A 24,867-nucleotide genomic window follows, 5' to 3' on the forward strand; every position below is an offset into this window, starting at 1 on the left:
CTCTTTCCCATAATAAGAACAGTTAATTGTTATACGAATGGGCGGGAAAAAGGTTTCAATAAAAAAGAAAAGATGAAAGCGGGGTTAGCTTTCACCTTTTCTTTAGGTCCTTGGATGAAGGGGTTTTCCCTTATGATATTACAGAACATTTATTAAGGAAAAATATAATAAATGTAAATATACTGTAAAACTTGTATCCAAGGTACCTGAATTTATTTAGGAATTTCTTTTAAAAGTTCAATGATGAAAGTGGTCCCTCTTCCAACCTTACTTTCCACTCGAATATTCCCCTTATGAGCTTCAATCAAATGCTTCACGATGGCTAACCCTAGACCCGTACCACCAGAGTTTCTACTTCTTGCACGATCTACTCGATAAAAACGTTCAAAGATTCGGGGAATTTCCTTTCTCTCAATTCCAATCCCCGTATCTATTACCTTTATTCTTATCTTGCTTGTCCTCTCACGAACTTCAACCTTTACAGTCCCACCTTCTGGAGTATAGGAAATGGCATTGGTTATTAGATTAATAAACACTTGTTTTAATCTATATACATCGCCTTCAACAAAGATCGCTTCATCCTCGGCTTCAAATTGAAGGTCAATTTTCTTTTCAAGTGCCTTTCCTGTTAATATAGGAAGAACTTCATGCAACACAGCAACAATATCTATTTTTTGAATCGACAATTGAAAGCCTTGCTTCTCCATCTTCGAAAGGTCTAATAAGTCTTGTATTAATGTTTGTAAACGATCGCTTTCTTTCAAGATAATCGTCAGGAAAGCTTCTAAGGTTTGCTTGTCCTCCATAGCTCCATCTAAAAGGGTCTCGGAAAACCCTTTTATGGAAGTAATAGGTGTCTTTAGCTCGTGTGATACATTTGCCACAAAATCTTTACGCATTTGTTCAAGCTTCTTAATTTCAGTGATATCATGGAAAACTAATAAAATACCTTTCCAAACATCATTTAAGCCAATAATCGGCACACCATACACTTCAAAATGTCTTCTCTCAATCCCTACAGGTACAATTAGTTGTTTTTTAATTTTGTGCTCTGTCATAAAAATTTCTTCTATCAGATCACAAATGTCTTTTTGGTCAATCACTTCATAATAGAGCTTTTCTAAATACTCATTTGATTCTACTTGAAAAATTTCTTTATACGTCCGATTGACCAAATTTATGTAGCCACGACTATCAATTAATATAAGTCCGCTTCCCATATTTTCAATCAAGGTCCCTAATCGATCTTGCTGAATTTCTTTTGACTTCATGAGCTCCTGTAGGTTTCTAGCTAAAACATTAATTGAACTACTTAGCATACCTGTTTCATCAGCATGATCCTCGTACGTTCTTGCACGATAATTTCCTTTTGCAAGCTCAATAGCTACATTGGTCGCAGATTCTATCGGCTTTGTGTACATGGTCGTTATTTTATAACCTAATAAAATAATGACAAATAGTGAGATCCCGAGCGAAACCGTTAATATCCACCAGATCTGTTCATATGCATTTTTTATTTCAGTAAGTTTCGTGCTTAATACAATGATGCCCTCTGTCTCACCATTAATAGTTATTTCGTCCCAATAGTAGTGAAGATTATATCCTCCACCTACTTCAATGATTTCATCTTCTTTTTCTAATTGATCTTCGTAGATGGATTGGAGAACACTGTCATGCCTCTTATTACTCGTATTTTCAAGGGCACCACTATCATAAATAAGATCCCCTTTATTTCCTAGTATGGTAATTCGAGAACTTAGCGTATCACTAAAATCATTTAATCTATCTTTAGAAATATGACCTATGCCGCCAGTATCTTGAATATACGTAGAGACTAATTTGGTTTCCTGCTTCATCCTCCCATCAAAGGAATCAATATAGTATCCTTTGAACAATTGTCCTAACAATAGGCCTAATCCAATAAGAACAATGAAAATAAGCATAATTAGGGCAAACAAGAGTCTTGTTCGAAATTTTATCATTCTCCCTTAGGCTCCTCCATCTTATAGCCTAAGCCTCGAATGGTTTTTATATAAACTGGTTTCTTCGTATTTTGTTCAATTTTCTCTCTTAAGTGACTAATATGAACATCTACAATTCGCGTGTCTCCTGCAAAATCATAATTCCATACTGCACTTAGAAGCTGATCTCGCGTTAGAACTCTTCCTTTGTGTCTTGCTAAATAGAGTAATAATTCGAATTCCTTTGGAGTGAGCTCTAGCAATATATCTCCAGAGTACGCCTCGTATTGTTCAGGATAAATCTTCAGTTCTGCTACCTGAAGCAGATCTTTTTCCTCTTCTTGTACGACAACTGATTCTGGCTGTAATTGCGTTCTTCTAAGAATAGCTTTGACTCTGGCTACGACTTCTCTTGGACTAAACGGCTTTGTCATATAATCATCTGCACCTAGTTCAAGTCCGAGAACTTTGTCAAATTCATCGTCTTTTGCAGTCAACATAAGAATAGGCGTCAAGACTTTTTGTTGACGAAGCTGCTTACAAACCTCAATTCCATCAAGCTTTGGAAGCATTAAATCCAAAATAATTAAGTCTAGTTCCTGTTCCAAAGCTATATTTCGTCCTTCTTCGCCATCCGCAGCAGTTAACACTTCATAACCAGCCTGTTTTAAATTGTACTGCAGGAGCGTTACAATGGACTGCTCATCATCGACTACAAGTACTCTTTTTTCCATAAAAGCCTCCACATTCACTTATTACCCCATCATCCACATCCATTATAATATATATTCATTTAATAAAGATAACAAAAAATTCATTAAAAAAAGACGTACTCTTAAAAAGCACGCCTAATTCCTGTTAAAAATTTTCCAATGCATGACCATCTAATGCCTCTAATTGATGGGGAGGACAAACTAAAAGGAGTCCTTTTAGTACCTGTTCTCCCTCTTCATTTTTACCTTCAACTGTAACTTCAATCGTATGATTGCTTATACTTACTTCGGATACTTCGAACATAAAATCAATCATTTCATAATGATACACGGGTTTCACATATTCGATATCCTGTTTAAGAATATGACTACCTGGCCCAGGCAAATATTTTGATATAGCAGAGGTAACGATTCCGGTTAGCATAATGCTTGGCACCAGCGGCTTCTTAAAAGGAGTTTGTGATGCGTAATCATGCTGAATACACAAAGGGTTCGCATCATTCGTTAGACCAAGATATAATAGCAAGTCCTTATCTTCAATCTTTTCTGTCAGAGAAAGTTTTTCTCCTCTAGAAATTTCATTAATTTTCCGGCCCAATTTTCTCTTTTTACCTAACAACATGGTAACGATACCTCCAATAAATGAAATCGGTCTCATATCAACTCTAATACATTTATTATAACAAAATCATAGAAGAACAAAAAATTCGGGGAAGAACCCCGAATTTTCCATTTTATTAAACTAAAACATCCATTACATTTCGTACAGCCGCTGCTGATTTATCTAGAGCACTTTTCTCTTCATCTGTTAACTCAAGCTCAATTACTTGTTCTATTCCGTTAGCTCCGAGGATTGTTGGGACCCCTAGGTAAATACCTTTATATCCATATTCACCCTCAAGGTAAGCAATTGATGGGAGAACCCGACGCTGATCTTTCAAGATGGCTTCACACATTTCTACTAGAGAAGCAGCAGGTGCATAGTAAGCACTGCCATTTCCTAACAGGTTCACAATCTCTCCTCCACCCTTTCTCGTACGTTCAACAATAGCCTCTAAACGTTCTTTAGACAGTAGTGTCTCAAGTGGAATTCCACCAGCATACGAGTAACGTACAAGAGGAACCATATCGTCACCATGGCCACCTAGAACGAAGCCTGTTATGTCTTTAACAGATAAGTTTAACTCTTGAGCCACAAATGTACGGAAGCGTGCCGTATCTAGAACACCTGATTGACCAATGACACGATTTTTCGGGAAACCAGTTTCTTGGAAAACAGTATATGTCATTGCATCCACTGGATTTGTCAAAACGATAATCGTACAGTTCGGTGAGTACTTAGCTACTTCAGATGCGACCGCTTTCATAACCTTTTGATTGGTTTGAACGAGATCATCACGACTCATTCCTGGTTTTCTTGCGATTCCAGCGGTGATCACAACAATATCAGAATCCTTTGTATCTGCATAATCTGCTGTACCTGTAATATTTGCATCAAACCCTTGAACCGGACTTGCTTCAAGCATATCTAGAGCCTTTCCCTTTGTTGGATTTTCCATTTGCGGTATGTCCAGCAAAACAACATCTCCCAGTTCTTTTTGTGCAAGTAGAAAAGCTGTTGTAGCTCCAGTAAAGCCCCCACCAATTACCGAGATCTTTTTACGCTTCATTGACATAACCTTTTCCCCCTACATTATAAAAGTCATTGTCCTAAGTCAATTCTCATTAAAGGTATACAAATGATAAAGAGGCTGTTCTAGAAAAGAACAGCCTCTAGAACAAAATTATCCCATGTTCTTAATAAGCACATCTCCAAATTCTGAGCACTTCACTTCTGTTGCTCCATCCATCAAACGAGCAAAGTCATAAGTTACCACTTTAGAAGCGATTGACTTCTCCATTGAATCGACGATTAGCTTCGCTGCCTCATTCCAACCTAGGTGTTCAAGCATTAATACACCAGAAAGAATAACAGATGAAGGGTTTACTTTATCTAATCCCGCATACTTCGGTGCTGTACCGTGTGTAGCTTCAAAAATTGCATGACCTGTCACATAGTTGATGTTTGCTCCAGGTGCAATACCAATTCCACCCACCTGCGCAGCAAGTGCATCAGAAATATAGTCTCCATTAAGGTTCATCGTAGCAACCACATCAAACTCACGTGGGCGAGTTAGAATTTGTTGAAGGAATATATCTGCAATTGCATCCTTCACGATGATTTTTCCTTGAGCTTCTGCATCAGCTTGAGCTTGATTTGCAGCCTCTGTACCTTGTTCATCTTTAATACGGTCATACTGTGCCCATGTGAACACTTTATCGCCGTATTCTCTCTCAACAAGCTCATAGCCCCAGTTCTTAAACGCACCTTCAGTGAATTTCATGATGTTACCTTTATGAACAAGAGTTAGAGATTTACGTCCCTCTTTAATTGCATACTCAATTGCAGCACGAACTAGACGTTCAGTTCCTTCTTCAGACACTGGCTTGATCCCAAGTCCAGATGTTTCAGGGAAGCGGATTTTATTTACTCCCATTTCAGTTTGAAGGAAAGAAATAAGCTTTTTCACTTCATCTGAACCTTTTGCATATTCGATACCAGCGTAAATGTCTTCTGTATTTTCACGGAAAATGACCATGTCTGTATCTTGAGGACGTTTAACTGGTGAAGGAACTCCTTCAAACCAACGAACAGGACGTAAACATACATATAAATCAAGCTCTTGGCGAAGAGCAACATTTAGTGAACGAATTCCGCCACCAATCGGTGTTGTTAAAGGCCCTTTAATAGCAATCAAATATTCGTTAATTAATTCTAACGTTTCACTTGGTAGCCATTCTCCCGTTTGATTGAACGCCTTTTCACCTGCTAGTACTTCTTTCCAAACAATTTTCTTTTCACCGTTATAAGCTTTTTCAACAGCAGCATCTAGCACTCTAGAAGCCGCAGCCCAAATGTCAGGACCCGTACCGTCTCCTTCAATAAAAGGTACTACTGGATGATTTGGTACATTTAAAACTCCATTTGTTACAGTAATTTTTTCACCTTGCATAGTATAATTCTCCCTCCATTTTGTCTAACAAGATGCGCCCTGCTTCAGGTCAATCAATATGTATAAAAGATTTCTATCCATAGAGGGCAACATCAGAATCAAAGGTTAGAGCCAAATGCCTCTAACCTCTCCTCTCTATTACAGCAATATTTTAGCTAAAAGTAAAATGCTGTATTCTATTTAATTTTATCCTCTTTGCTCAACCGCTACATATTTTTGCATTCCAGGACCAGTATAATCGGCTCTTGGACGAATCAATCGATTATTTTCATATTGTTCTAGAATATGAGCTAACCAACCAGAAACGCGGCTGACTGCAAAGATTGGAGTAAATAAATCGTGGTCAATTCCTAAGCTATGATATACAGAAGCAGAGTAGAAGTCTACATTTGGTGGAAGATTCTTTTCACCGGTTACAATGTTCTCAATTTTTGTAGACATTTCAAACCAATGTGGTTCTCCTGTTAAGTTAGTAAGTTTCTCTGCCATAAGCTTTAAGTGTTTTGCACGAGGGTCTCCTTTTCTGTAAACACGGTGACCAAAGCCCATGATTTTTTCCTTGTTCGCTAACTTTCCACGAACATAAGTATCAACATTTTCTAATGTTCCAATCTCAGTTAACATCTTCATTACAGCTTCATTAGCTCCACCATGTAATGGACCCTTTAATGCTCCAATCGCTGATGTTACACCAGAATATACATCCGATAAAGTGGCTACACATACACGAGCGGTGAATGTAGAAGCATTTAATTCATGATCTGCATGAAGGACAAGTGCCTTGTTAAAGGCTTCAATTGCAATAGGCTCCGGCTCTTTGCCTGAAAGCATGTAAAGGAAATTTGCGGCAAAGCTTAAGTCCGTTCTAGGAGGGATTGGCTCCAACCCTTTTCGAATACGCGCAAATGCTGTCACAATTGCAGGCATCTTAGCTTGAAGTCGAACTGCCTTGCGATAGTTTGCTTGCTCTTCCATTACATCGCTTTCTTCGTCATACAAGCCTAAGAGCGAAACAGCCGTTCGAAGTGCACCCATTGGGTGTACTTCATTAATTGGATATAACTTAAAATGCTCAAGCACTTGTTTGGGTAGCTCTGCATTTACCGACAATTGGCTTTTTAACTCTGCTAGTTCTTGTTGTGTAGGAAGTCTTCTATGCCAAAGAAGATAGATTACTTCTTCAAAGCTGGCATTCTCTGCTAAGTCATCAATATCGTACCCTACGTATGTTAGTGTATCATCAATGATTGAACTGACAGAGGAAGTCGTAGCTACTACCCCTTCAAGACCACGTGTTGCTGTCATATTGACCCTCTCCTTTACAAAGTGATTCGCTAACCCTTCTAATTCTCTGAGTTATTAAAATATTAACATTATAGATAACTATAAGACTATAAATTTTTTCACACCCATAAAAAGGATGCGCTTACAAGTCCTATTATAAACAATTATCTGACATTTGTGAACGAAAACCGCCTAAAATGTGAAAAAATTAATATTTTATTAGAAAAACTTAAGCCTAGTTATTCAGAAAACTTATCACCCATTAGAAGAGTTCAAAAAATTTCATTGCTAGATAAGCGATACCTGCACCAATTAGTGGTCCTACAGCCACTCCCTTAAAAAGTGAAACAGCCAAGATCGTTCCTAGCACAAGAGCGGTGGTTATATGGGGATCCTTTGCTAAAAGGGTTATACCACCTTTTGCGATCAACGCAACTGCCATTCCAGATATTAAAGCAATCCATGCATAAGGTGATTTAAAGGCAGCTGTTAGGTCTCTAAACCCAATTTCACCACTTGCAATAGGGGCTAGTACGGCAAAAGTAATAACAGTAACTCCCCAGTTAATTCCTTTGGATTGAATATAAGAAAAGATTTTTGAATCCACGCCGATTATTTTTAGTAACAAAAGTACCCCAACGGCAATGATTAAAGATTGGTTTTTTGCAATAAAACCAATTACTAATAAAATGAACAAAAATAGGCTAGCTTGTGTTAGCAACCTCAAGGCCTCCTTTATATAAACGTTATTTTACCATAAGAAAACTCAGCATATAAACAATGGGACTTTCATTTCAGAAAAATCACTCTATTTGTCGAAAGTTAACGAGAACATTATTCACATTAAACAAAACTTTCCATAATCTTCATACGTAGGTAAAATAAAGAGTAAACAAGTCTACCATTCATTCTACTATTAGGAGGACGATTAATCTGAATCTCACCTATTTATTTAGAACTATGCGCTTTATGATCGTAATTGTTAGTGTGCTTTTGTCCGTTTTTATCCTGATTCAAATTTCAAAGGTTACATACCCCTTTATCATCGGACTTTTAATTGCTTTTATGCTAAACCCATTTGTAAATTTTTTAGAAAGCAAAGGTCGGTTACCTAGAGCACTTGCCGTTTTAATCGGTATTATCTTTATTTTTGCTTTATTTGCAGGTTTCATTACTTTATTAATTGCAGAAATTGTGTCTGGTGCAGACTATTTAGCTGATGTCGTCCCAAGACATTTGGATACTCTTATTGGTTTCATCGAGGACTTTATCACTGCTCAGATTATTCCACTCTATAATCAATTAACAAGCTTATTTAATTCATTAGATACCGGGCAACAAGATACGATAATAACTAATATACAAAATGTCGGAAGAACCATTGGATCTACGATAGGTGATTTTGTACAAAGCTTCTTTGGAAACATACCTAATATCCTATCTTGGTTTCCAAATGCTGCAACAGTAGTCATATTCTCCTTGTTGGCCACTTTTTTCATTAGTAAAGATTGGTATCGCCTGTCAAGGTTTAGCAATAAGATTATTCCAACACGTGCAAAAAGCAGCACAAAGAGAGTACTTGAAGACTTAAAAAAAGCGTTATTTGGCTTTATAAAAGCTCAACTAACTCTAATATCTATTACAACTGTTATCATCCTTATTGGGCTTTTAATATTACGTGTAGATTATGCGATTACCATCGCACTTGTAACAGGATTAGTCGATATTATTCCTTACTTAGGAACAGGTGCTGTATTTGTTCCGTGGATTATTTATGAGGCTATTGCAGGAGAGATGAGTTTAGCTATTGGTTTAGGAGTTTTGTATATCATTGTGCTAGTTCAACGACAGGTCATGGAGCCAAAAGTATTATCCTCTAACATAGGTCTTGATCCTCTTGCCACATTAATTGCGTTATTTGTTGGCTTTAAATTAATTGGCTTCTTAGGGTTAATTGCAGGTCCTGTTACCCTCGTCATCATCACAACCTTGCACCGTGCACATGTATTTAAAGATGTTTGGTCCTTTATTAAGGGAAAAGAAGCATAGAAGTCCATTCTCATGAGAATGGACTTTTCTTATTTTATTATCTTAATTTTTCCTTTGTTCATCCAGTTGTGGAATGCCTTGCTGAGTAAGATTTTGAAGAATTTTCTTGTTGGCGGTACCAGTAATAGGAAGCCTGTTGCATCTGTTATAAAACCTGGTGTTAATAGAAGTGTGCCACCGATAATAATACAAACTCCATCCAATAGTACATCGCCAGGCATTTGACCGGATTGAAGGAGATGTTGAGCCTTTCTTATCGTATCTAGTCCTTGTTGCTTTGCTAGGTAGGCACCAAGCAAGCCAGTTAGAACGATAAGGGTGATGGTAGTCCAGATGCCAATAGTCTTACCTGATAAGAGCAAAAGACCGATTTCTGCTGCCGGTATAATAATTAATAGTAAAACGATATAACGCAAAATAATCGCCTCCTAGTTGTCCTTATATTATATGTGTATTCTTTAAAATCAGCAAAAAAGAAGCAGCCATTAGGCTACTTCTTCACTTATATTATAGAACGCTCGCGTGACCGTTATAAATAACACCATGTGAAGCGTCAATCGTAACTTCTTGACCATCCTTTAAGCTAGTAGTTGCACCTTCAGCGCCTACAATTACTGGAATCCCAAGACTCAGTCCTACTACTGCAGCATGACTTGTTAAGCCGCCTTCTTCCGTAACTAACGCACTGCATTTTTCAATTGCTGGAACCATCTCAGCATCTGAGCCAATCGTAACAAGGATAGAACCTTCTGTTACTTTATCTAACGCTTCTTTCGCTGAGTTAGCAATCACCACTTTACCAAAAGCTGTTTTTCTTCCAATTCCTTGAGCTTTTAGTACTACATCTCCAACAACATGAATTTTCATTAAGTTTGTTGTGCCTTTAACATTGACCGCACCTGCAGTAATTACCACTAAATCTCCGCGAGAAACGATTCCACTGTTTAAGCTTTCCTCTACCGCTGTATCAAGCATTTCATCAGTAGTATTGGCTTGTTTTCCGATTTGAGGATACACACCCCAAGCTAGTGATAGACGTCGGGCTACACCGTCATCAGAAGTAACAGCCACAATTGGAGCCTTAGGACGGTATTTAGAGATCATTCTAGCCGTATGTCCACTTTCAGTAGGAGCAATGATCGCATTTGCATCCAGATTTAATGCTGTGTGCGCAACTGATTGCCCAATTGCATCTGTAATATTATGATCATTTTCTTTGCTACGGTTAGATAAGATTTCTTTATGATCCAATGCAGATTCTGCACGAGATGCAATGTTATGCATCGTTTGAACCGCTTCTACAGGATACACACCAGCAGCTGTTTCCCCTGAGAGCATAATAGCGTCTGTTCCATCAAAGATAGCATTGGCTACGTCACTTGCTTCCGCTCTTGTTGGACGTGGGTTACGTTGCATAGAATCAAGCATTTGTGTAGCCGTAATAACTGGCTTCCCTTGTGCGTTACATTTTTTAATTAAACTTTTTTGAACAAGAGGTACCTCTTCCGCAGGAATTTCTACTCCAAGGTCTCCACGTGCAACCATTAGTCCGTCAGAGATTTCAAGAATTTCGTTGATTTTATCAACACCTTCTTGATTTTCAATTTTAGGAATAATGTGGATATGTGTTGCATTTTGTTCCTCTAATAAACGGCGAATTTCTAGTACATCGGATGCACGACGTACAAAGGAAGCAGCAATAAAGTCAATTCCTTGCTCGATACCAAAAACAATATCGTTCGCATCCTTTTCTGTGATTCCTGGCAGATTAACTGAAACACCTGGAACGTTTACACCTTTTTTATTTTTAAGTGTGCCCGTATTTAAAATTTTCGTATAAATTTCTCCAGCATCACGGTCAATCTTAGTTACTTCTAAGCCGATTAAACCGTCATCTAGTAAAATTTTTGAACCTTCGTTCACATCATCAATTAATCCAGGATATGTAATGGAGAATTTATCAACTGTTCCTTCTACCTCGGTCATTGATACAATCACATCGTTACCTGCAACTAACTCAATTGCACCATCAACCATATTATTTGTACGAATTTCTGGACCTTTTGTATCTAACAGAATAGCAACTGTTTTTCCGGTTTGCTTTGAAGCTTCACGGATATTTCTAATACGTGCACCATGCTCTTCATGGTCACCGTGAGAGAAGTTTAGACGAGCAACATTCATCCCAGCCTCAATCAGCTGTGTTAATTTTTCTACGCTTTCACTTGCTGGGCCTATAGTACAAACAATTTTTGTTTTACGCATACAATTGTGGACCTCCTAATATTTTAAAAAACGTTAAATGGATAGCTCTTTTGACAAGTTGTACATACTTTGATTTACCGAATGCTTTCTCGTTAGAATTTCGATGATATCGTGGTCAATAAGCTCATTCTTTTCAATACCAACCGCTCTTCCACCCTTGCCTTGTAACAATAACTCAACCGCAAATGCACCTAGACGACTAGCAAGCACTCTATCTGCTGCAGTAGGAGATCCACCACGTTGAATATGTCCTAACACAGACACACGAGTGTCAAGATCGGTTGCTTCCTTGATTTGCTTACTGAATTCAACACCGCTGCAAACACCTTCTGCAACCATGATGATACTGTGTTTTTTTCCACGCTCATGGCCACTTTTTAAGCGAGCTGCAATCTCATCCATATCATAACCAACTTCTGGTATAATGATTGTTTCAGCTCCTCCTGCTAAACCAGCCCAAAGAGCAATATCTCCTGCATCTCGACCCATAACTTCAATGATAAAAGCTCTATCATGAGAAGTAGCCGTATCGCGAATTTTGTCGACTGCATCAATTACCGTATTTAGAGCTGTATCAAATCCTATTGTATAATCTGTACCTGGTATATCATTATCAATTGTACCTGGTACACCAATACAAGGGAAGCCTTGCTCTGTTAATGCTTTTGCCCCTCTATAAGATCCATCGCCACCAACGACAACTAAACCTTCAATACCAAATTTCTTTAATTGTTCAATTCCTTTTTGCTGACCTTCTTTTGTTTTAAACTCCTCACAACGAGCAGAATAAAGCATGGTTCCTCCACGATGAATAATATCACCAACAGAACCTAGTTCTAACTTTTTGATATTTCCGCTAATTAAGCCAGAGTAGCCGTTGTATACTCCATAGACTTCCATATCATGAAAAATTGCTTTACGAACGACCGCACGTACAGCAGCGTTCATACCTGGTGAATCTCCACCACTTGTTAACACACCGATTCTTTTCAAAGCAAATCACCTCTGTATTGGATTGTTGAAGTATTATGTATAGTTAGAAGATGAATAATACGACATGTGATGCACTACTATTATTTACAGAATACCCGGGAATATTTCTAAAATACCATGAAGAAACAATGTTCTCAACTCTATCATAAACATAAAATCAATAGACGAAATAGTTTTTTTATTGAAAGCGCTTAATACTATCTTTTTTTTCTAAAAATGTTCATAATTCGATATTTACTGTCATTTTATTGGGATTTCTCTAAAAAAATAAGAAAGAGTGTGTCGAAACACACTCATCCATTTACACCTATATATTCGTGCAAAAATGTATATTTACCCATATTCTTGTATTTTTCATATCTTAATGCAAGCAGTTCATTTTCTGTTAGCTGTAACAACTGCTTTAGTGACTGTTGAATCGTATTTCTTATGCTTTCGGCTTGAGTATTTACATCCTTATGGGCTCCACCTCGAACTTCAGGAATAATTTCATCAATCACTCCAAGTTCCTTTAAGTCTGGTGCCGTGATTTTCATTGTTTCAGCCGCCTGTTTCGCAAGAGAAGCATCCTTCCAAAGAATAGCTGCAGCTCCTTCAGGGGAAATAACCGAGTACGTTGAGTTTTCAAGCATGTGGATATGATCACCTACACCAAGTGCAAGGGCACCACCACTTCCTCCTTCTCCAATGACAATACAAACAATAGGTACGGTTAAGCTTGCCATTTCAAAAAGGTTCCTTGCAATCGCTTCGCTTTGCCCTCTTTCTTCCGCAGCTTTCCCAGGATACGCACCCTTCGTATCAATAAAACAAATAATCGGACGATTGAATTTCTCCGCTTGCTTCATAAGTCTCAATGCTTTACGGTACCCCTCAGGATGTGGCATTCCAAAATTTCTACGGATATTTTCCTTCGTATCTTTCCCACGCTGATGGCCAATAATAGTAACAGGCAAACCTTGGAACTTCGCTACTCCTGCTACAATGGCTTCATCATCTCCAAAAAAGCGGTCCCCATGACATTCAATGAAATCAGAAAAGATAATTGATAAATAGTCTTGAGTTGTTGGCCTGGCAGGATGTCTCGCAATTTGCACTCTATCCCATGGCTTCATGTTGTCATAAATATCTTTTTCAAGCTTTTGAAGTCTTGCCTCAAGCTTTTCAATTTCGTCTGTCAAATCTACTTCTGCACTCGCTGTAAATTCTTTTAATTCTGCAATTTTCTTTTTCAGTTCAATGACTGGTTTTTCGAATTCTAGTTCTCCAACCATTCTATTTCACCTCCAGGCGTATGAATATCAAGCAATGTGGAAATTTTCTCTCTCAAATCATCCCTAGATATTACCGCATCTAACTGACCATGTTTTAAAAGAAATTCTGCTGTTTGAAAATCCTCAGGAAGCTCTTCTCTAATGGTTTGTTCGATAATGCGTCTCCCTGCAAATCCAATTAAAGCTCCTGGCTCAGCGAAATTATAGTCCCCAAGAGAAGCGAAACTAGCAGACACTCCTCCAGTAGTTGGGTGTGTCATGATCGATATGATTAGGTTACCTTCGTCGCTAAACTTTTTAAGGGCAACACTCGTCTTGGCCATCTGCATCAGGCTCAATACTCCCTCTTGCATCCTTGCTCCACCTGAAGCTGTAAAGATGATAAATGGGATGGATAGCTCACCTGCTTTTTCGATCGCTCTCGTAATCTTCTCACCAACTACAGAGCCCATACTTCCCATTCTAAAAGTAGAATCCATCACGGCAACAACCGCGTCATGTCCTTCGACCTTACATACACCAGTCACAACAGCTTCATTTAAATTTGTTTTCTGACGATCTTTTTCAAGCTTTTCTATATAATCAGGGAATCCAAGCGGGTTCTCAGATATCATATAACGATCAAGTTCAACGAAGCTTCCTTCGTCAACAAAGCTTTTTAGCCTCTCTTTTGAATTCATTGGATGATGATACCCACAGTGAATACAAACCTTAAGATTCTTCATTAACTCCTTGGAATACATGATTTTCTTACATCTTGGACACTTGGTCATAATCCCTTCTGGGACATCTTGTTTTGCAGCTTCGGTTGGAATAGTTGCATATTTTTTCTTCTTTGGTTTTGTAAATAGGTCTTTAATCGGCAAGCTTAAACCTCCCCATAGAATTCTAATAATCTCAGTGGTCAGACCACTACAATGAAAAATAATGCCTTTTTATATGAAGGCTCGTCTAGTTCTTTTTATCATGTTAGTATAATGTCACAACAAATTCTGCAGATATTTGTCGTTAATCATTCGACAGTTTCCGTAGTGAATAGTACGACTTTAGAACATCCGCCTCATTTCCACCTAGTAAGGCTTGCACGATTGCGAGGTAGAACGGATCGTTCCTTTCCATCTTCGGAAGCTTTAGCGCATCGTAATAATCATTTAAAATCGACCAAATACGATAGAAAAGATGATTATCTGCCAGCTCAACAATTTTTATAAAAAACTGATCGTCCGTAAATTCGCAAGATTCGAGCCACTTTTTTAAATCTTCTAGTTGGTTTACATTATTTCTACGGAGAATGAGTCTTAAACAATCTAATTCGATTAAATATTTCGTTTCAATCACATCTTGTTTTGCTTTTGAATCTTGAAGCACAAATGTGCCAAGTAGCTGCACAAGCTGATTACTGCGAAAATCTCTTATAAAGGTACCTTCTCCTCGACGGGTCTCAATAAGTCCTAAAAGTTCTAAAGCTCTTAAAGCTTCACGAACAGAGGAGCGTCCTACATTAAGACGCTCACAAAGTTCTCGCTCTGATGGAATTTTATCACCGGGTTTTAAACCATCCTGTTCAATCATACTGCGAAGCTGCTTGACAATTTCCAGATAGACTTTTGAGCCTCGTTCCACTGGTTCCATACTCACTTTAAGATCACTCGCTCTTTCCAATAACGGAAAGCTGGCTAGTTCTAGTCTTAATCTCGAGTGGGTCAACCTTCAATCTGGCTACACCTGTTTCCATTGCTGCCTTCGCAACTGCTGCCGCTACCTCTGGCGCTACTCTCGAATCGAATGGTGCTGGAATAACGTAGTCAGCGCTTAGCTCCTCTTCTGAGACAAGACTAGCAATCGCTTCAACCGCTGCCACCTTCATTTTTTCATTTATGTGAGTGGCTCTTACGTCTAAAGCACCTCTGAAGATTCCAGGGAAAGCTAGTACATTATTTACTTGGTTCGGGAAGTCAGAACGTCCGGTTCCGATAACCTTCGCTCCAGCTTTTTTCGCTTCTTCAGGCATGATCTCCGGTGTTGGATTCGCCATAGCGAAAATAATTGGATCCTCATTCATTGTTTGAATCATTTCACCCGTTAATGCACCTGCAACAGAAACTCCAATAAACACATCTGCACCTTTAAGTGCATCTACAAGACTACCTGTTTCTTGATTACGGTTCGTATATTTGGCTATTTCATTTTTAATGTCGTTCATTCCAAATGGTCTGCCTTCATATATAGCTCCTTTAGTGTCACACATAATAATATCACGTACACCATAGGTATATAAAAGTTTCATAATTGCAATCCCTGCAGCACCTGCTCCGTTAGCTACGACCTTAATTTCATTCATCGATTTGCCAACAAGCTTTAGCGCATTTACTAAACCAGCAACTGTAACGATTGCTGTACCATGCTGATCATCATGAAACACAGGTATATTGGTTTCCTTTTTAAGTCTCTCCTCAATCACAAAGCAATTAGGAGCAGCAATATCTTCAAGGTTTATTCCGCCGAATGTTGGTTCTAATAACTTGACGGTTTCAATAATTTTTTCGACGTCAGTTGTACCTAAGCAGATTGGAAATGCATCAACTCCAGCAAAGCTTTTAAACAAAACAGCCTTTCCTTCCATAACAGGAAGTGCCGCTTCTGGTCCAATATTTCCTAATCCAAGTACAGCTGTTCCATCAGAAACAACAGCAACCATATTCCCTTTCATCGTGTAATCATAGACCGTTTCAGGCTTGTCATAAATTTCTTTACAAGGCTCGGCCACTCCTGGCGAATAGGCAAGGCTTAGGTCATTTGCATTCCTAACTTGAACTTTCGATTTTGACTCGAGCTTACCTTTGTTTACTCTGTGCATATGTAATGCTTCTTCACGTAAAGTCAAAATGCATTCCACCCCTTAGTTAAAATAACTTTCTTTTCTCCATCCCCTTTTAGTGGTCAGACCACGTACACTTACACAATATAACATAATACAAATGGATGTAAAGGCTAATTATTTCAAAATGACGTTATCTGAACCAAGCAACGCCTGGATTTCCCTAATGAGTATCGTTGTAGGTTGTACATAATCCTCTTTACCAAGCCTAATACTTCTCTTAGATTCCTCGTAGTAAAGAATAACAGGTGTTCCTCCAGAATGCCTGTTTAACAGTTTCTTTAGTGTATGCAAAAATTCACCATGTTCTTGATGCTTTTGTATTTTTAGATATAATACGTTTTTATCTTCCACCACTTCTTCGTTCTTAACTACTTCCTTGGCCGATGATATAATAAGTTGCTTTGCTCCATTTCGTTCCTCGATTTTCCCATCAACAATCACAATATTACCTTGTTGTAAGAGCATCGAATATCTTTTAAGAACAGTAGGAAACACAACCGACTCCATATCTCCACTTTGATCTGATACTGTCAAGAAAGCCATCGTTTCTCCCTTTTTTGTACGAATTTTCTTCAATTCAGTAATATAGACCAAAACTCTTACATTTCTAATTTTTGTTGAAATGTAAGAAATCGCCATTGTTTGTTCCAATTTAGCTTCTTTCTCATAAATGGAAACGGGGTGGTCCGAAAGATATAAGCCTAATGCTTCTTTCTCCTGCCTTAGTTTATCTTCAGCCCTTATCGGATCAACGGTTACATATTTTGGTTTCAGGAAAAACTCATCATCTGTAAATAGATCTCCTTGCTGTGAGTCATCAGGATTTACTAGCTGCGCATGATCTAAAGCCACGTCAAGGCTAGCTAATAGCACGGCACGGTCTTCTCCGAATTCATCGAAGCTACCGGAATGGATAAGCGATTCTAATGCCTTCCGGTTAACTGATTTAGCAGACACTCGGATACAAAAATCAAAGAGATCCGAAAATTTCTTGCTTTTTCTAGCGGAGAACAAGCCCTTTAAAGCTGCAACGCCAATCCCCTTTATGGCTGTAAGACTGTATCGAATTGCATGATTTTCCACTAAGAAAGTATAGCCGCTTTTGTTAATGGATGGAGGCAAAACTTGAATACCCATTTCACGACATTCTTTTATATATTGAGCAATCTTTGACTCATTACCAATACTTGAGGATAATAACGCAGCCATAAAATACACTGGATAGTTCGCTTTAAGGTATGCGAGTTGATACGCAATCACACTGTATGCAACGGCATGACTCCTATTAAATCCATAGTTTGCAAATTTTACGATCAGATCATATACCTCATTGGCAATGCTTGACTCGTACCCCTTTGTCATTGCACCTTCAACGAAATGCTGTCTTTCTTTATCAAGAATTTCTTTTTTCTTTTTTCCAACTGCTCGCCTCAATAAGTCAGCTTCACCTAAACTAAACCCCGCCATCGTTGAAGCAATTTGCATGATTTGTTCTTGATACACGATGATTCCATACGTATTTTCAAGAATTGACTTCAAATCTTCATGCAAATACGAGATATGTTCTTTTCCATGCTTTCTATCTATAAACATCGGAATATTTTCCATAGGTCCGGGACGGTATAGAGCGTTTACCGCAACAATATCTTCAAAATTTGTTGGCTTTAACCGTCTTAATACATGTCTCATCCCTTCAGACTCTAATTGAAACACACCCGTTGTTTCTCCACGGCTTAACATCAAAAACGTATCCTTATCATCTAAAGGAATCGTTTTAATATCAAAATTAACTCTTACTCTCTTTTTTATCAAATCAATAATAGATTCTATGAGGGTTAAATTCCTTAAACCCAGAAAATCCATTTTTAATAGTCCAACCTCTTCCAAATCGTCCATCGCATACTGAGTGAGATAGACAGATTGACTTCCCTCACTTATGGGAACAGTGTTAACAAGCGGTTCTTCAGAGATCACTACCCCAGCTGCATGTGTGGATGTGTGCCTTGGAAGGCCCTCTAACTTTACTGCTGTCTCAAACAGCCTTTGGTTTGTAGGAGATTCATTAACAAATGCACGGAGCCTTTCTGACTGAGCGTAGGCATCTTTTAATGATATTCCAAGTTGCGAAGGTACCGCTCTTGACAGACCTTCGAGTTCCTTCGTATTTAATCCAAAAGCTCTTCCAACATCACGAAGGGCCGCTTTTGCTGCCAACGTACCAAAAGTAACGATTTGAGCCACATGTGCTTCTCCGTACTTGTTAGCGACATACTCGATCACCTCATCACGACGGTGATCCGGAAAGTCGATATCGATATCTGGCATTGTGATACGTTCTGGATTTAGAAACCTTTCAAATAACAAATCATATTTTAATGGGTCAACATCCGTTATGTACAACACATATGAAACCAACGATCCTGCTGCCGAACCTCTACCTGGACCAGTTAATATATGCTGTTCTCGTGAAAACCTCATAAAATCCCAAACAATTAAGAAGTAATCAGCAAATTTCATTTTCTCTATTACGCTTAATTCGTATCGTAATCGCTCTTTATGCTCTTTGGTTGCAGAGCTGTACCTTTCAGAAAGACCTTTCATGCAAAGCTTTTCTAACAATCCCTCTGCCGTTTCACCCTCAAGTGTTGGATACTTAGGAAGCTTTTGTTTATGGAGCTCAACCATAACATTGCATTCTTCAGCAATTCGCCAAGTATTTTCTAACGCTTTAGGGAAGTCTGCAAAAAGTTCAACCATCTCTGCACTCGTTTTTAAATAATATTGGTCGGTCTCCAAACGTTCCCTGTCATCATCCTGTAACTTCTCCCCATTTTTTATGGCTAATAAACACTCATGGGCAAATGAATCCGATTGTTGTAGATATCGAACATTATTTGTGACGACTGTTTGTACTGAATAAGAGTTCCCTAAAGAAACGAGTTTGTTTAAAAGACTGGTTTCTGCTGGTACATTATGATTTTGCAAGGAAAGAAAGAAGCTATCTGCTCCAAATATATGTTTATACAAATCTGCACATTTCGCTGCTTGTTCTTCGTTATCCTCTAGTAAGTACGACTCGATTTCCCCCGCATCTCCCGGAGAAATCGCAAATAATCCCGCTGCGTAATGTTTAAGCCATTTTAAGGGAATACCTTCCTTGGATTTCGTTTGTACAACACTTGAAATTTTCATTAAGTTTTGAAATCCCACCTGATTTTTCGCTAAAAGCACAAGTGGGTACGCCATATTAGAAGTTATTTCACTTTGAACATCCACTGAAAGTCCAATGATCGGTTTTATCTCATGCTTTAAGCATTGCTTATAAAAGGCGACTGCACCATGCATGACATTGTAATCAGTTAATGCGAGCATGGTAAATCCCTTTTCTTTTGCTCCCTTTACCAATTGTTCAACGGAAGCTGTGCTTGATAATAAACTAAACGCACTTTGCACTTGAAGGTGAACAAAAGACATATAAATCACACCCTAACTGCTTCATTCTTCTTTTATTATAGGGGCATAGACGAAAAAAAGAAAATATGTTCGCTTCATGAAAGCTCATATTTTTTAGAGTTTGTCCATATGATGTATCAATACTTTATTGATGTGAGGATGATTGTTGTGGGCGAACAACCGTATATATCAATTTTAATAGATGCCTACTTTATTGCTCTAGGTGTTTTATTAGGCGGAGCGCTCATCGGGGGGCTTTCTGCATTCTTGACCGGAAAACCAATGCTAACGGAAATTTACCGTATATCAACTTCGATACGGATTTGGGCAATTATCGCTGCGATAGGCGGAACATTTGATACAGTTTATAGCTTTGAAAAAGGATTCTTAGATGGTGGAACAAAGGATATCTTTAAACAATTCCTGCTCATTCTTACTGCTATGGGTGGTGCACAAACGGGAGCAACGATCATTAACTGGTTAACTCAGGAGCATATTTAAATGAGAATTCCGCCTTTCTACCGACTTCGTGCTGTCCAGCAGTTTATTGCAGGAATGGCGTTAGGTGGTGTAATCAGTTGGTGTATATTTCTTTATATTTACGGTGATTGGCAAGAAAGATACTCAAAAGAGCTAAAGCTGCAAGAGGAAACCATTAAGGATTTGAAGAATGAGAAAAATATTTGGCAAAATGACTATCGGGAGTTAAACAAGAAAAACGAAGAACTTCTTATTGTCCAAGACATTAAAATTAAAATCAGCCAAAAATACCAAATAGACTCATTTAGTATCTATGAAGTGGAAGAAGCCATTAAAGAGGATATCAACCCTTTGTTAAAAATGGATATTGATACAGCCTATAAAAGTAGTGATTGGGTTAAAAAGGTTATTGAAAATCGGACACACAGGATAAACGATAAAAGATACCAAGTCAAAGTAAAGGAAATTGTGTTTTATACGACATTATCCATTCAACTTGAGATGCAATTAGCCAATAATTAAGGTAGGAACAAAACTAAGTTCCTACCTCTTTTTTTACTTACAAACTTCTTCAATATCTTTCATGACATGTGGAACTTCATCCCATGAATAGATGGAGGCTCCAGCTGCAAGAGGATGACCGCCACCTTTATATTTTTTAGCCACTCCATTAATAACCGGACCTTTTGAACGAAGGCGAACACGAATTTGATCACTTTCCTCAATAAAGAAAGCCCATGCTTTGATTCCTTGTACACTTCCAAGAGCACTCACAAGCAGGGAGGCATCTGCTGCCCTTACATCATATGTAGCAAGCAGTTCCTTTGGAAGGATCATAGATGCAACGCCATTTTCGTTCATTTCAAAATTTTGAAGAACATAGCCATTTAACTTAACCACATTCATTGGTAGTTCGTACATTCCGTCATAAACTTCTGTACGAGAGAAATTATATTGTATTAACTCTCCAGCATATTGGAATGTTCGATCATTTGTACTAGGGTAAAGAAATCTCCCCGTATCTCCAACAATTCCTGCATACAATAATCTAGCCGCTTGATCTGACATTTGTAAGCCCTTTTCTTGACCATATAAGTAGAGTTCATAAATCATTTCACTTGTTGAGCTAGAAGTCGTATCAACCCAGACAAGATCACCATATGGATCCTCGTTTGGATGATGGTCTATTTTGATCAACTTGTCCCCAGAGAGGTATCTTTGGTCACAAATACGCTCTTGATTTGCCGTATCTGTCACGATAACTAGAGACCCATTATATGTATCATCACTTATTTCATCAAGCCGTCTCAAATATTGTAAAGACCGCTCTTCTTGTCCAACTGTGTAAATCGTTTTGTCTGGGAAAGAAGCCTTTAAGATTTCTGCCAGTCCTCCTTGTGACCCATACGCATCCGGATCTGGGCGAACATGTCGATGAATAATAATGGTATCGTACTGTTTAATCGTTTCAATTATTTGATCTTTCATTGCTGATCTCCTTTTTTTCCTAATACTCTCTTTTTAACACAAAAAGAGAAAAAGTAGAAATTATTTTATATACAAGGTAGAATAATGGAAGAATGTCGAAGCTTGGAGGGAATTATATGCCTATATTTGTCATTATTATTGTCGTATCTATTATGTTTTATCTTTTTTATAAAATCCAATTTTTTCGTTCCAACCGACCAGCAGAAAAGAAATGGATTTCTGCTAAAAGCAATATTGCTCTAGGATTATTTATTGCATCCTTTGGAATGAATCGTATCATGATTTCTCAATCAACTGTAGTGTATATCATAGGTGCTATTTTTATCGCCCTTGGAGCATACAATATTTTGGGTGGAATAAAAGCTTATAAGTATTTCCTTCCTCTAGCAGCAAAGGAAGCAACTGAATTAAAAAAGCATATGTAAGAAGGGGAGTTGTTCATTCATCGAACAACTCCTTTTTCCTAATGTCTGTCAATCAGCTGACACATCATCATCGCTTTACCAACTAAAACATTTTCGTTATATACTTCCACATCGACCTTCCCAAATTTTCGACCAACCTCTAGCACTTTCGGATAAATTTCTAATACACTATCCATTTGAACGGGTTTTAGAAAATAAATGGTCATATTTTCAACGACTAGATCACCTTTTTTATATCCTCTTAGAACACCATTGGCTGCTTCTGTCACAATGGTAGTGAAAACACCATAAGAAATCGTCCCAATCGAGTTAGTCATTTGAGGGCTTACTTCACAGCGGAGAACGTCCTCGTTCTTTGTTTTCCCTTTCGTTACTACAAGCTGATTTGTAACGATGTCATCAATCGTTTCTCCGACTTGAGGCTGCCGTTGGATCATCTGTAGAGCTTTTAGTACATCCTGTCTGCTTATGATTCCCTCTAAGCGATTATTGTCGTCAACAACAGGAAGGACCTCAATCCCTTCCCATACCATCGAGTGGGCACAGGAGGCAACACTCGTTTTCCCAGTAACAGTCATTGGATTTTTTGTCATGATTTTTTCAATACTCGTCGTATCTGCAATTCCCATAACGTCCTTTGAAGTAACCATCCCTTGCACCTTCATCTGGTGGTCGACTACTGGAAAACGACTATGCTTTGTTTCACGATTTTTTTCATGCCAAACTTCTATTGTATCCGTTGTTTTTACATAGATTGTCTCGTTAATAGATGTTAGAATATCTTCAACAAGTACAATTTCTTTCTTTATTAACTGATCGTAAATGGCACGGTTAATCATCGCAGCAACCGTGAAGGTATCATAGCTAGTTGAAATAATGGGCAACTGAAGGTCATCTGCCAACTTTTTCACTTCATCTTCCGTATCAAATCCACCAGTGATGAGCACGGCTGCTCCAGCATTCAATGCATACTCATGCGCTTTTGTCCGGTTCCCGACAATGAGTAGATTACCTGCTCCAGTGTACCTCATCATTTGTTCAAGCTTCATCGCACCAATGACAAACTTATTTAATGTTTTATGTAAACCCGCACGTCCACCGAGAACTTGTCCATCAACAATATTTACTACTTCAGCAAATGTTAGCTTTTCAATATTCTCCTTTTTCTTTCTTTCAATTCGAATCGTACCAACACGTTCAATCGTGCTCACATATCCTTTATTTTCTGCATCCTTTATGGCTCGATACGCAGTACCTTCACTAACATTAAGCGCCTTGGCAATTTGCCTTACTGATATTTTTTCACCAATTGGTAGTTCATCAATATATTGTAGAATTTGTTCATGTTTTGTAGCCAAGACCTTCACCCTTTATAAATTCTGTATTTTCTATTAGTTTGGTATCTATCCTTTTATTATAAAGCGTGAAGGGGCTTGATTACAATTTGATTTCATTTTGCGAATAGGTAATTAATAGGCTCGCACTTTTCTTCGCACCTGTTTTTTTGATAATTTAGCTTCCGTAACCCTTCTCTTTTTAGGTGCATACATAATAGCAGATAAATTCCCTGCTATTACGAATACGGCTAACACAAGCCAGGCCACTGAGTATATTCCTGCAGTTCCCGCGTTATAAGCTGACAGTTCAGGTACTCCGTAATAAAGCATCACTCCCGTTGCAAGTAAGCAAAATAGGTATCGATTTTTCTTCAATATAAGCAATCTCCTTTCTTGTCCAACTAGTAAAATGTATGCAAAAAAATAAAAAAAAGTCGATGAAATCGTCCAGAGACTCTTTCATCGACAAACTTTACCTACAACTCTATCGACTGCCCTACATCTAGAACAGCACCCACTCCATCAGGAAGCATCTTTACAAACGTTCTAGGGTCTTGCTGAAGCAATGGGAAGGTATTAAAGTGAATCGGCACTACCTTCTTTGCTTGTAATAGTCCTGCAGCATAAGCAGCATCATCTGGACCCATCGTAAAATTATCACCGATCGGCAGGAAAGCTATATCTATTGGATGTCTGTCCCCAATTAGCTTCATATCCGAAAATAATCCCGTATCCCCCGCATGATAAATGGTTTTCCCATCAATCGTTAAAAGGACACCTGCAGGCATACCAAGGTAAACGATTTCATTATTCTCGTTTATGTACCCTGACCCGTGAAATGCTTGGGTTAGCTTAACTCTACCAAACTCGAAATTAAATCCTCCACCGATATGAAGCCCATGTGTTCTTACTCCTTTAGAACCTAGATAATCAGCAATCTCTGCAGTTCCAATTACAAGCGCATCATTCTTTTTGGCAATCTCGACGGTATCACCTATATGGTCATTGTGTCCATGAGTCACAATGATTACATCTGCATGAACATCTTCAACTTTTAAATCCGTTGTTGGGTTTCCATTAATAAAGGGATCAAATAGTATTCTCGTTCCATTGGCCTCAACTAATAGTATTGAATGTCCATGAAAGCTAATTTTCATCTCTCTACACTCCTTTTCATTTATCAATTTCCTTATATCCATATTTTACTACCA

23 protein-coding genes are annotated in these 24,867 nt (G+C 38.2%); 4 read left to right on the top strand and 19 right to left on the bottom strand.

Features of this window, described 5'->3' with window-relative positions; genetic code table 11:
• Positions 1-212 precede the first annotated feature (212 nt).
• From pnpS to MKX65_RS17930, 7 genes are all read right to left on the bottom strand, one after another.
• On the bottom strand, positions 213-1,982 hold the full coding sequence (gene pnpS, locus MKX65_RS17900) for a two-component system histidine kinase PnpS (protein ID WP_340904862.1): 1,770 nt from the start codon (positions 1,980-1,982) through the stop codon (positions 213-215).
• Positions 1,979-2,695, bottom strand: a complete 717-nt coding sequence (locus MKX65_RS17905; RefSeq protein WP_340904863.1) for a response regulator transcription factor — start codon at positions 2,693-2,695, stop codon at positions 1,979-1,981. Before MKX65_RS17905 ends, pnpS begins: the two co-directional genes overlap by 4 nt.
• A 124-nt stretch (positions 2,696-2,819) precedes the next feature.
• Positions 2,820-3,296: a MaoC/PaaZ C-terminal domain-containing protein gene (locus MKX65_RS17910; RefSeq protein WP_340904864.1), complete on the bottom strand. Its 477-nt coding sequence runs from the start codon at positions 3,294-3,296 to the stop codon at positions 2,820-2,822.
• A gap of 115 nt (positions 3,297-3,411) precedes the next feature.
• Positions 3,412-4,350 carry a malate dehydrogenase gene (mdh, locus tag MKX65_RS17915; RefSeq protein WP_340904866.1) on the bottom strand — a complete coding sequence of 313 codons (939 nt, stop codon included), beginning with the start codon at positions 4,348-4,350 and terminating at the stop codon, positions 3,412-3,414.
• A gap of 108 nt (positions 4,351-4,458) precedes the next feature.
• Complete coding sequence (icd, locus tag MKX65_RS17920; RefSeq protein WP_340904867.1) at positions 4,459-5,727, bottom strand: NADP-dependent isocitrate dehydrogenase; 1,269 nt, start codon at positions 5,725-5,727, stop codon at positions 4,459-4,461.
• Positions 5,728-5,913: 186 nt separating this feature from the next.
• On the bottom strand, positions 5,914-7,032 hold the full coding sequence (gene citZ, locus MKX65_RS17925) for a citrate synthase (RefSeq protein ID WP_340904868.1): 1,119 nt from the start codon (positions 7,030-7,032) through the stop codon (positions 5,914-5,916).
• Positions 7,033-7,273: 241 nt separating this feature from the next.
• The gene (locus MKX65_RS17930) at positions 7,274-7,732 is read right to left on the bottom strand and encodes a DUF441 domain-containing protein (RefSeq protein ID WP_340904869.1); all 459 of its coding nucleotides are present in this window, start codon (positions 7,730-7,732) and stop codon (positions 7,274-7,276) included.
• A gap of 248 nt (positions 7,733-7,980) precedes the next feature.
• Here MKX65_RS17930 and ytvI point away from each other — a divergent pair, with 248 nt between their 5' ends.
• Positions 7,981-9,060 carry a sporulation integral membrane protein YtvI gene (ytvI, locus tag MKX65_RS17935; protein WP_445677923.1) on the top strand — a complete coding sequence of 360 codons (1,080 nt, stop codon included), beginning with the start codon at positions 7,981-7,983 and terminating at the stop codon, positions 9,058-9,060.
• 29 nt (positions 9,061-9,089) lie between these two features.
• On the opposite strand, the gene MKX65_RS17940 is transcribed toward ytvI, so the two are convergent.
• From MKX65_RS17940 to dnaE, 8 genes are all read right to left on the bottom strand, one after another.
• Entirely contained in the window at positions 9,090-9,476 is a 387-nt protein-coding gene (locus MKX65_RS17940) for an FxsA family protein (protein WP_340904870.1), read from the bottom strand.
• A 91-nt stretch (positions 9,477-9,567) separates the two neighbouring features.
• Positions 9,568-11,325 (bottom strand): pyruvate kinase, encoded by a 1,758-nt coding sequence (gene pyk, locus MKX65_RS17945; protein WP_340904871.1) that lies wholly within the window; start codon positions 11,323-11,325, stop codon positions 9,568-9,570.
• A gap of 33 nt (positions 11,326-11,358) precedes the next feature.
• Positions 11,359-12,318: a 6-phosphofructokinase gene (gene pfkA, locus MKX65_RS17950; protein WP_340904873.1), complete on the bottom strand. Its 960-nt coding sequence runs from the start codon at positions 12,316-12,318 to the stop codon at positions 11,359-11,361.
• A 293-nt stretch (positions 12,319-12,611) separates the two neighbouring features.
• Positions 12,612-13,592, bottom strand: a complete 981-nt coding sequence (gene accA, locus MKX65_RS17955) for an acetyl-CoA carboxylase carboxyl transferase subunit alpha (protein ID WP_340904874.1) — start codon at positions 13,590-13,592, stop codon at positions 12,612-12,614.
• Positions 13,577-14,458, bottom strand: a complete 882-nt coding sequence (gene accD, locus MKX65_RS17960) for an acetyl-CoA carboxylase, carboxyltransferase subunit beta (protein ID WP_340904875.1) — start codon at positions 14,456-14,458, stop codon at positions 13,577-13,579. The genes accA and accD overlap by 16 nt, the downstream gene beginning before the upstream one ends.
• Positions 14,459-14,600: 142 nt before the next feature.
• On the bottom strand, positions 14,601-15,224 hold the full coding sequence (locus tag MKX65_RS17965; RefSeq protein WP_340906304.1) for a FadR/GntR family transcriptional regulator: 624 nt from the start codon (positions 15,222-15,224) through the stop codon (positions 14,601-14,603).
• A gap of 13 nt (positions 15,225-15,237) precedes the next feature.
• On the bottom strand, positions 15,238-16,476 hold the full coding sequence (locus tag MKX65_RS17970; protein ID WP_340904876.1) for an NAD(P)-dependent malic enzyme: 1,239 nt from the start codon (positions 16,474-16,476) through the stop codon (positions 15,238-15,240).
• Positions 16,477-16,587: 111 nt separating this feature from the next.
• A complete protein-coding gene (dnaE, locus tag MKX65_RS17975) occupies positions 16,588-19,947 on the bottom strand; it encodes a DNA polymerase III subunit alpha (RefSeq protein ID WP_340904877.1) in 3,360 nt (1,119 codons plus the stop codon).
• A 138-nt stretch (positions 19,948-20,085) separates the two neighbouring features.
• Between dnaE and MKX65_RS17980 the strand changes: the two genes are divergently transcribed.
• Both MKX65_RS17980 and ytrI read left to right on the top strand, forming a co-directional pair.
• On the top strand, positions 20,086-20,427 hold the full coding sequence (locus MKX65_RS17980) for a YtrH family sporulation protein (protein ID WP_340906307.1): 342 nt from the start codon (positions 20,086-20,088) through the stop codon (positions 20,425-20,427).
• A complete protein-coding gene (gene ytrI, locus MKX65_RS17985; RefSeq protein ID WP_340904879.1) occupies positions 20,428-20,928 on the top strand; it encodes a sporulation membrane protein YtrI in 501 nt (166 codons plus the stop codon). It begins immediately after the preceding gene.
• Between the two features lie 33 nt (positions 20,929-20,961).
• Here the strand turns inward: ytrI and MKX65_RS17990 are convergent, their stop codons facing one another.
• Complete coding sequence (locus MKX65_RS17990; protein ID WP_340904881.1) at positions 20,962-21,894, bottom strand: DHH family phosphoesterase; 933 nt, start codon at positions 21,892-21,894, stop codon at positions 20,962-20,964.
• Between the two features lie 116 nt (positions 21,895-22,010).
• Between MKX65_RS17990 and MKX65_RS17995 the strand changes: the two genes are divergently transcribed.
• Entirely contained in the window at positions 22,011-22,319 is a 309-nt protein-coding gene (locus MKX65_RS17995; protein ID WP_160546632.1) for a YtpI family protein, read from the top strand.
• Between the two features lie 38 nt (positions 22,320-22,357).
• Here the strand turns inward: MKX65_RS17995 and MKX65_RS18000 are convergent, their stop codons facing one another.
• From MKX65_RS18000 to MKX65_RS18010, 3 genes are all read right to left on the bottom strand, one after another.
• Positions 22,358-23,677 carry a CBS domain-containing protein gene (locus MKX65_RS18000; protein WP_160546631.1) on the bottom strand — a complete coding sequence of 440 codons (1,320 nt, stop codon included), beginning with the start codon at positions 23,675-23,677 and terminating at the stop codon, positions 22,358-22,360.
• Between the two features lie 111 nt (positions 23,678-23,788).
• On the bottom strand, positions 23,789-24,031 hold the full coding sequence (locus MKX65_RS18005) for a hypothetical protein (protein WP_160546630.1): 243 nt from the start codon (positions 24,029-24,031) through the stop codon (positions 23,789-23,791).
• 101 nt (positions 24,032-24,132) lie between these two features.
• Entirely contained in the window at positions 24,133-24,813 is a 681-nt protein-coding gene (locus tag MKX65_RS18010; protein WP_340904884.1) for a metal-dependent hydrolase, read from the bottom strand.
• Between the last annotated feature and the right edge of the window lie 54 nt (positions 24,814-24,867).

It is taken from the genome of Robertmurraya sp. FSL R5-0851 (assembly GCF_038002965.1).
GTDB classification, from domain to species: Bacteria; Bacillota; Bacilli; order Bacillales; family Cytobacillaceae; genus Robertmurraya_A; species Robertmurraya_A beringensis.

What these genes read in the sequence shown, in the direction of transcription:
- mdh (WP_340904866.1), bottom strand. Translation starts at nt 4,350, where the DNA reads ATGTCAATGAAGCGTAAAAAGATCTCGGTAATTGGTGGGGGCTTTACT.
- MKX65_RS17995 (WP_160546632.1), top strand. Translation starts at nt 22,011, where the DNA reads ATGCCTATATTTGTCATTATTATTGTCGTATCTATTATGTTTTATCTT.
- icd (WP_340904867.1), bottom strand. Translation starts at nt 5,727, where the DNA reads ATGCAAGGTGAAAAAATTACTGTAACAAATGGAGTTTTAAATGTACCA.
- dnaE (WP_340904877.1), bottom strand. Translation starts at nt 19,947, where the DNA reads ATGTCTTTTGTTCACCTTCAAGTGCAAAGTGCGTTTAGTTTATTATCA.
- MKX65_RS17965 (WP_340906304.1), bottom strand. Translation starts at nt 15,224, where the DNA reads ATGGAACCAGTGGAACGAGGCTCAAAAGTCTATCTGGAAATTGTCAAG.
- MKX65_RS18010 (WP_340904884.1), bottom strand. Translation starts at nt 24,813, where the DNA reads ATGAAAATTAGCTTTCATGGACATTCAATACTATTAGTTGAGGCCAAT.
- citZ (WP_340904868.1), bottom strand. Translation starts at nt 7,032, where the DNA reads ATGACAGCAACACGTGGTCTTGAAGGGGTAGTAGCTACGACTTCCTCT.
- pyk (WP_340904871.1), bottom strand. Translation starts at nt 11,325, where the DNA reads ATGCGTAAAACAAAAATTGTTTGTACTATAGGCCCAGCAAGTGAAAGC.
- MKX65_RS17990 (WP_340904881.1), bottom strand. Translation starts at nt 21,894, where the DNA reads ATGAAAGATCAAATAATTGAAACGATTAAACAGTACGATACCATTATT.
- pnpS (WP_340904862.1), bottom strand. Translation starts at nt 1,982, where the DNA reads ATGATAAAATTTCGAACAAGACTCTTGTTTGCCCTAATTATGCTTATT.
- MKX65_RS17980 (WP_340906307.1), top strand. Translation starts at nt 20,086, where the DNA reads ATGATTGTTGTGGGCGAACAACCGTATATATCAATTTTAATAGATGCC.
- ytvI (WP_445677923.1), top strand. Translation starts at nt 7,981, where the DNA reads ATGATCGTAATTGTTAGTGTGCTTTTGTCCGTTTTTATCCTGATTCAA.
- MKX65_RS17910 (WP_340904864.1), bottom strand. Translation starts at nt 3,296, where the DNA reads ATGTTGTTAGGTAAAAAGAGAAAATTGGGCCGGAAAATTAATGAAATT.
- ytrI (WP_340904879.1), top strand. Translation starts at nt 20,428, where the DNA reads ATGAGAATTCCGCCTTTCTACCGACTTCGTGCTGTCCAGCAGTTTATT.
- accA (WP_340904874.1), bottom strand. Translation starts at nt 13,592, where the DNA reads ATGGTTGGAGAACTAGAATTCGAAAAACCAGTCATTGAACTGAAAAAG.
- MKX65_RS17905 (WP_340904863.1), bottom strand. Translation starts at nt 2,695, where the DNA reads ATGGAAAAAAGAGTACTTGTAGTCGATGATGAGCAGTCCATTGTAACG.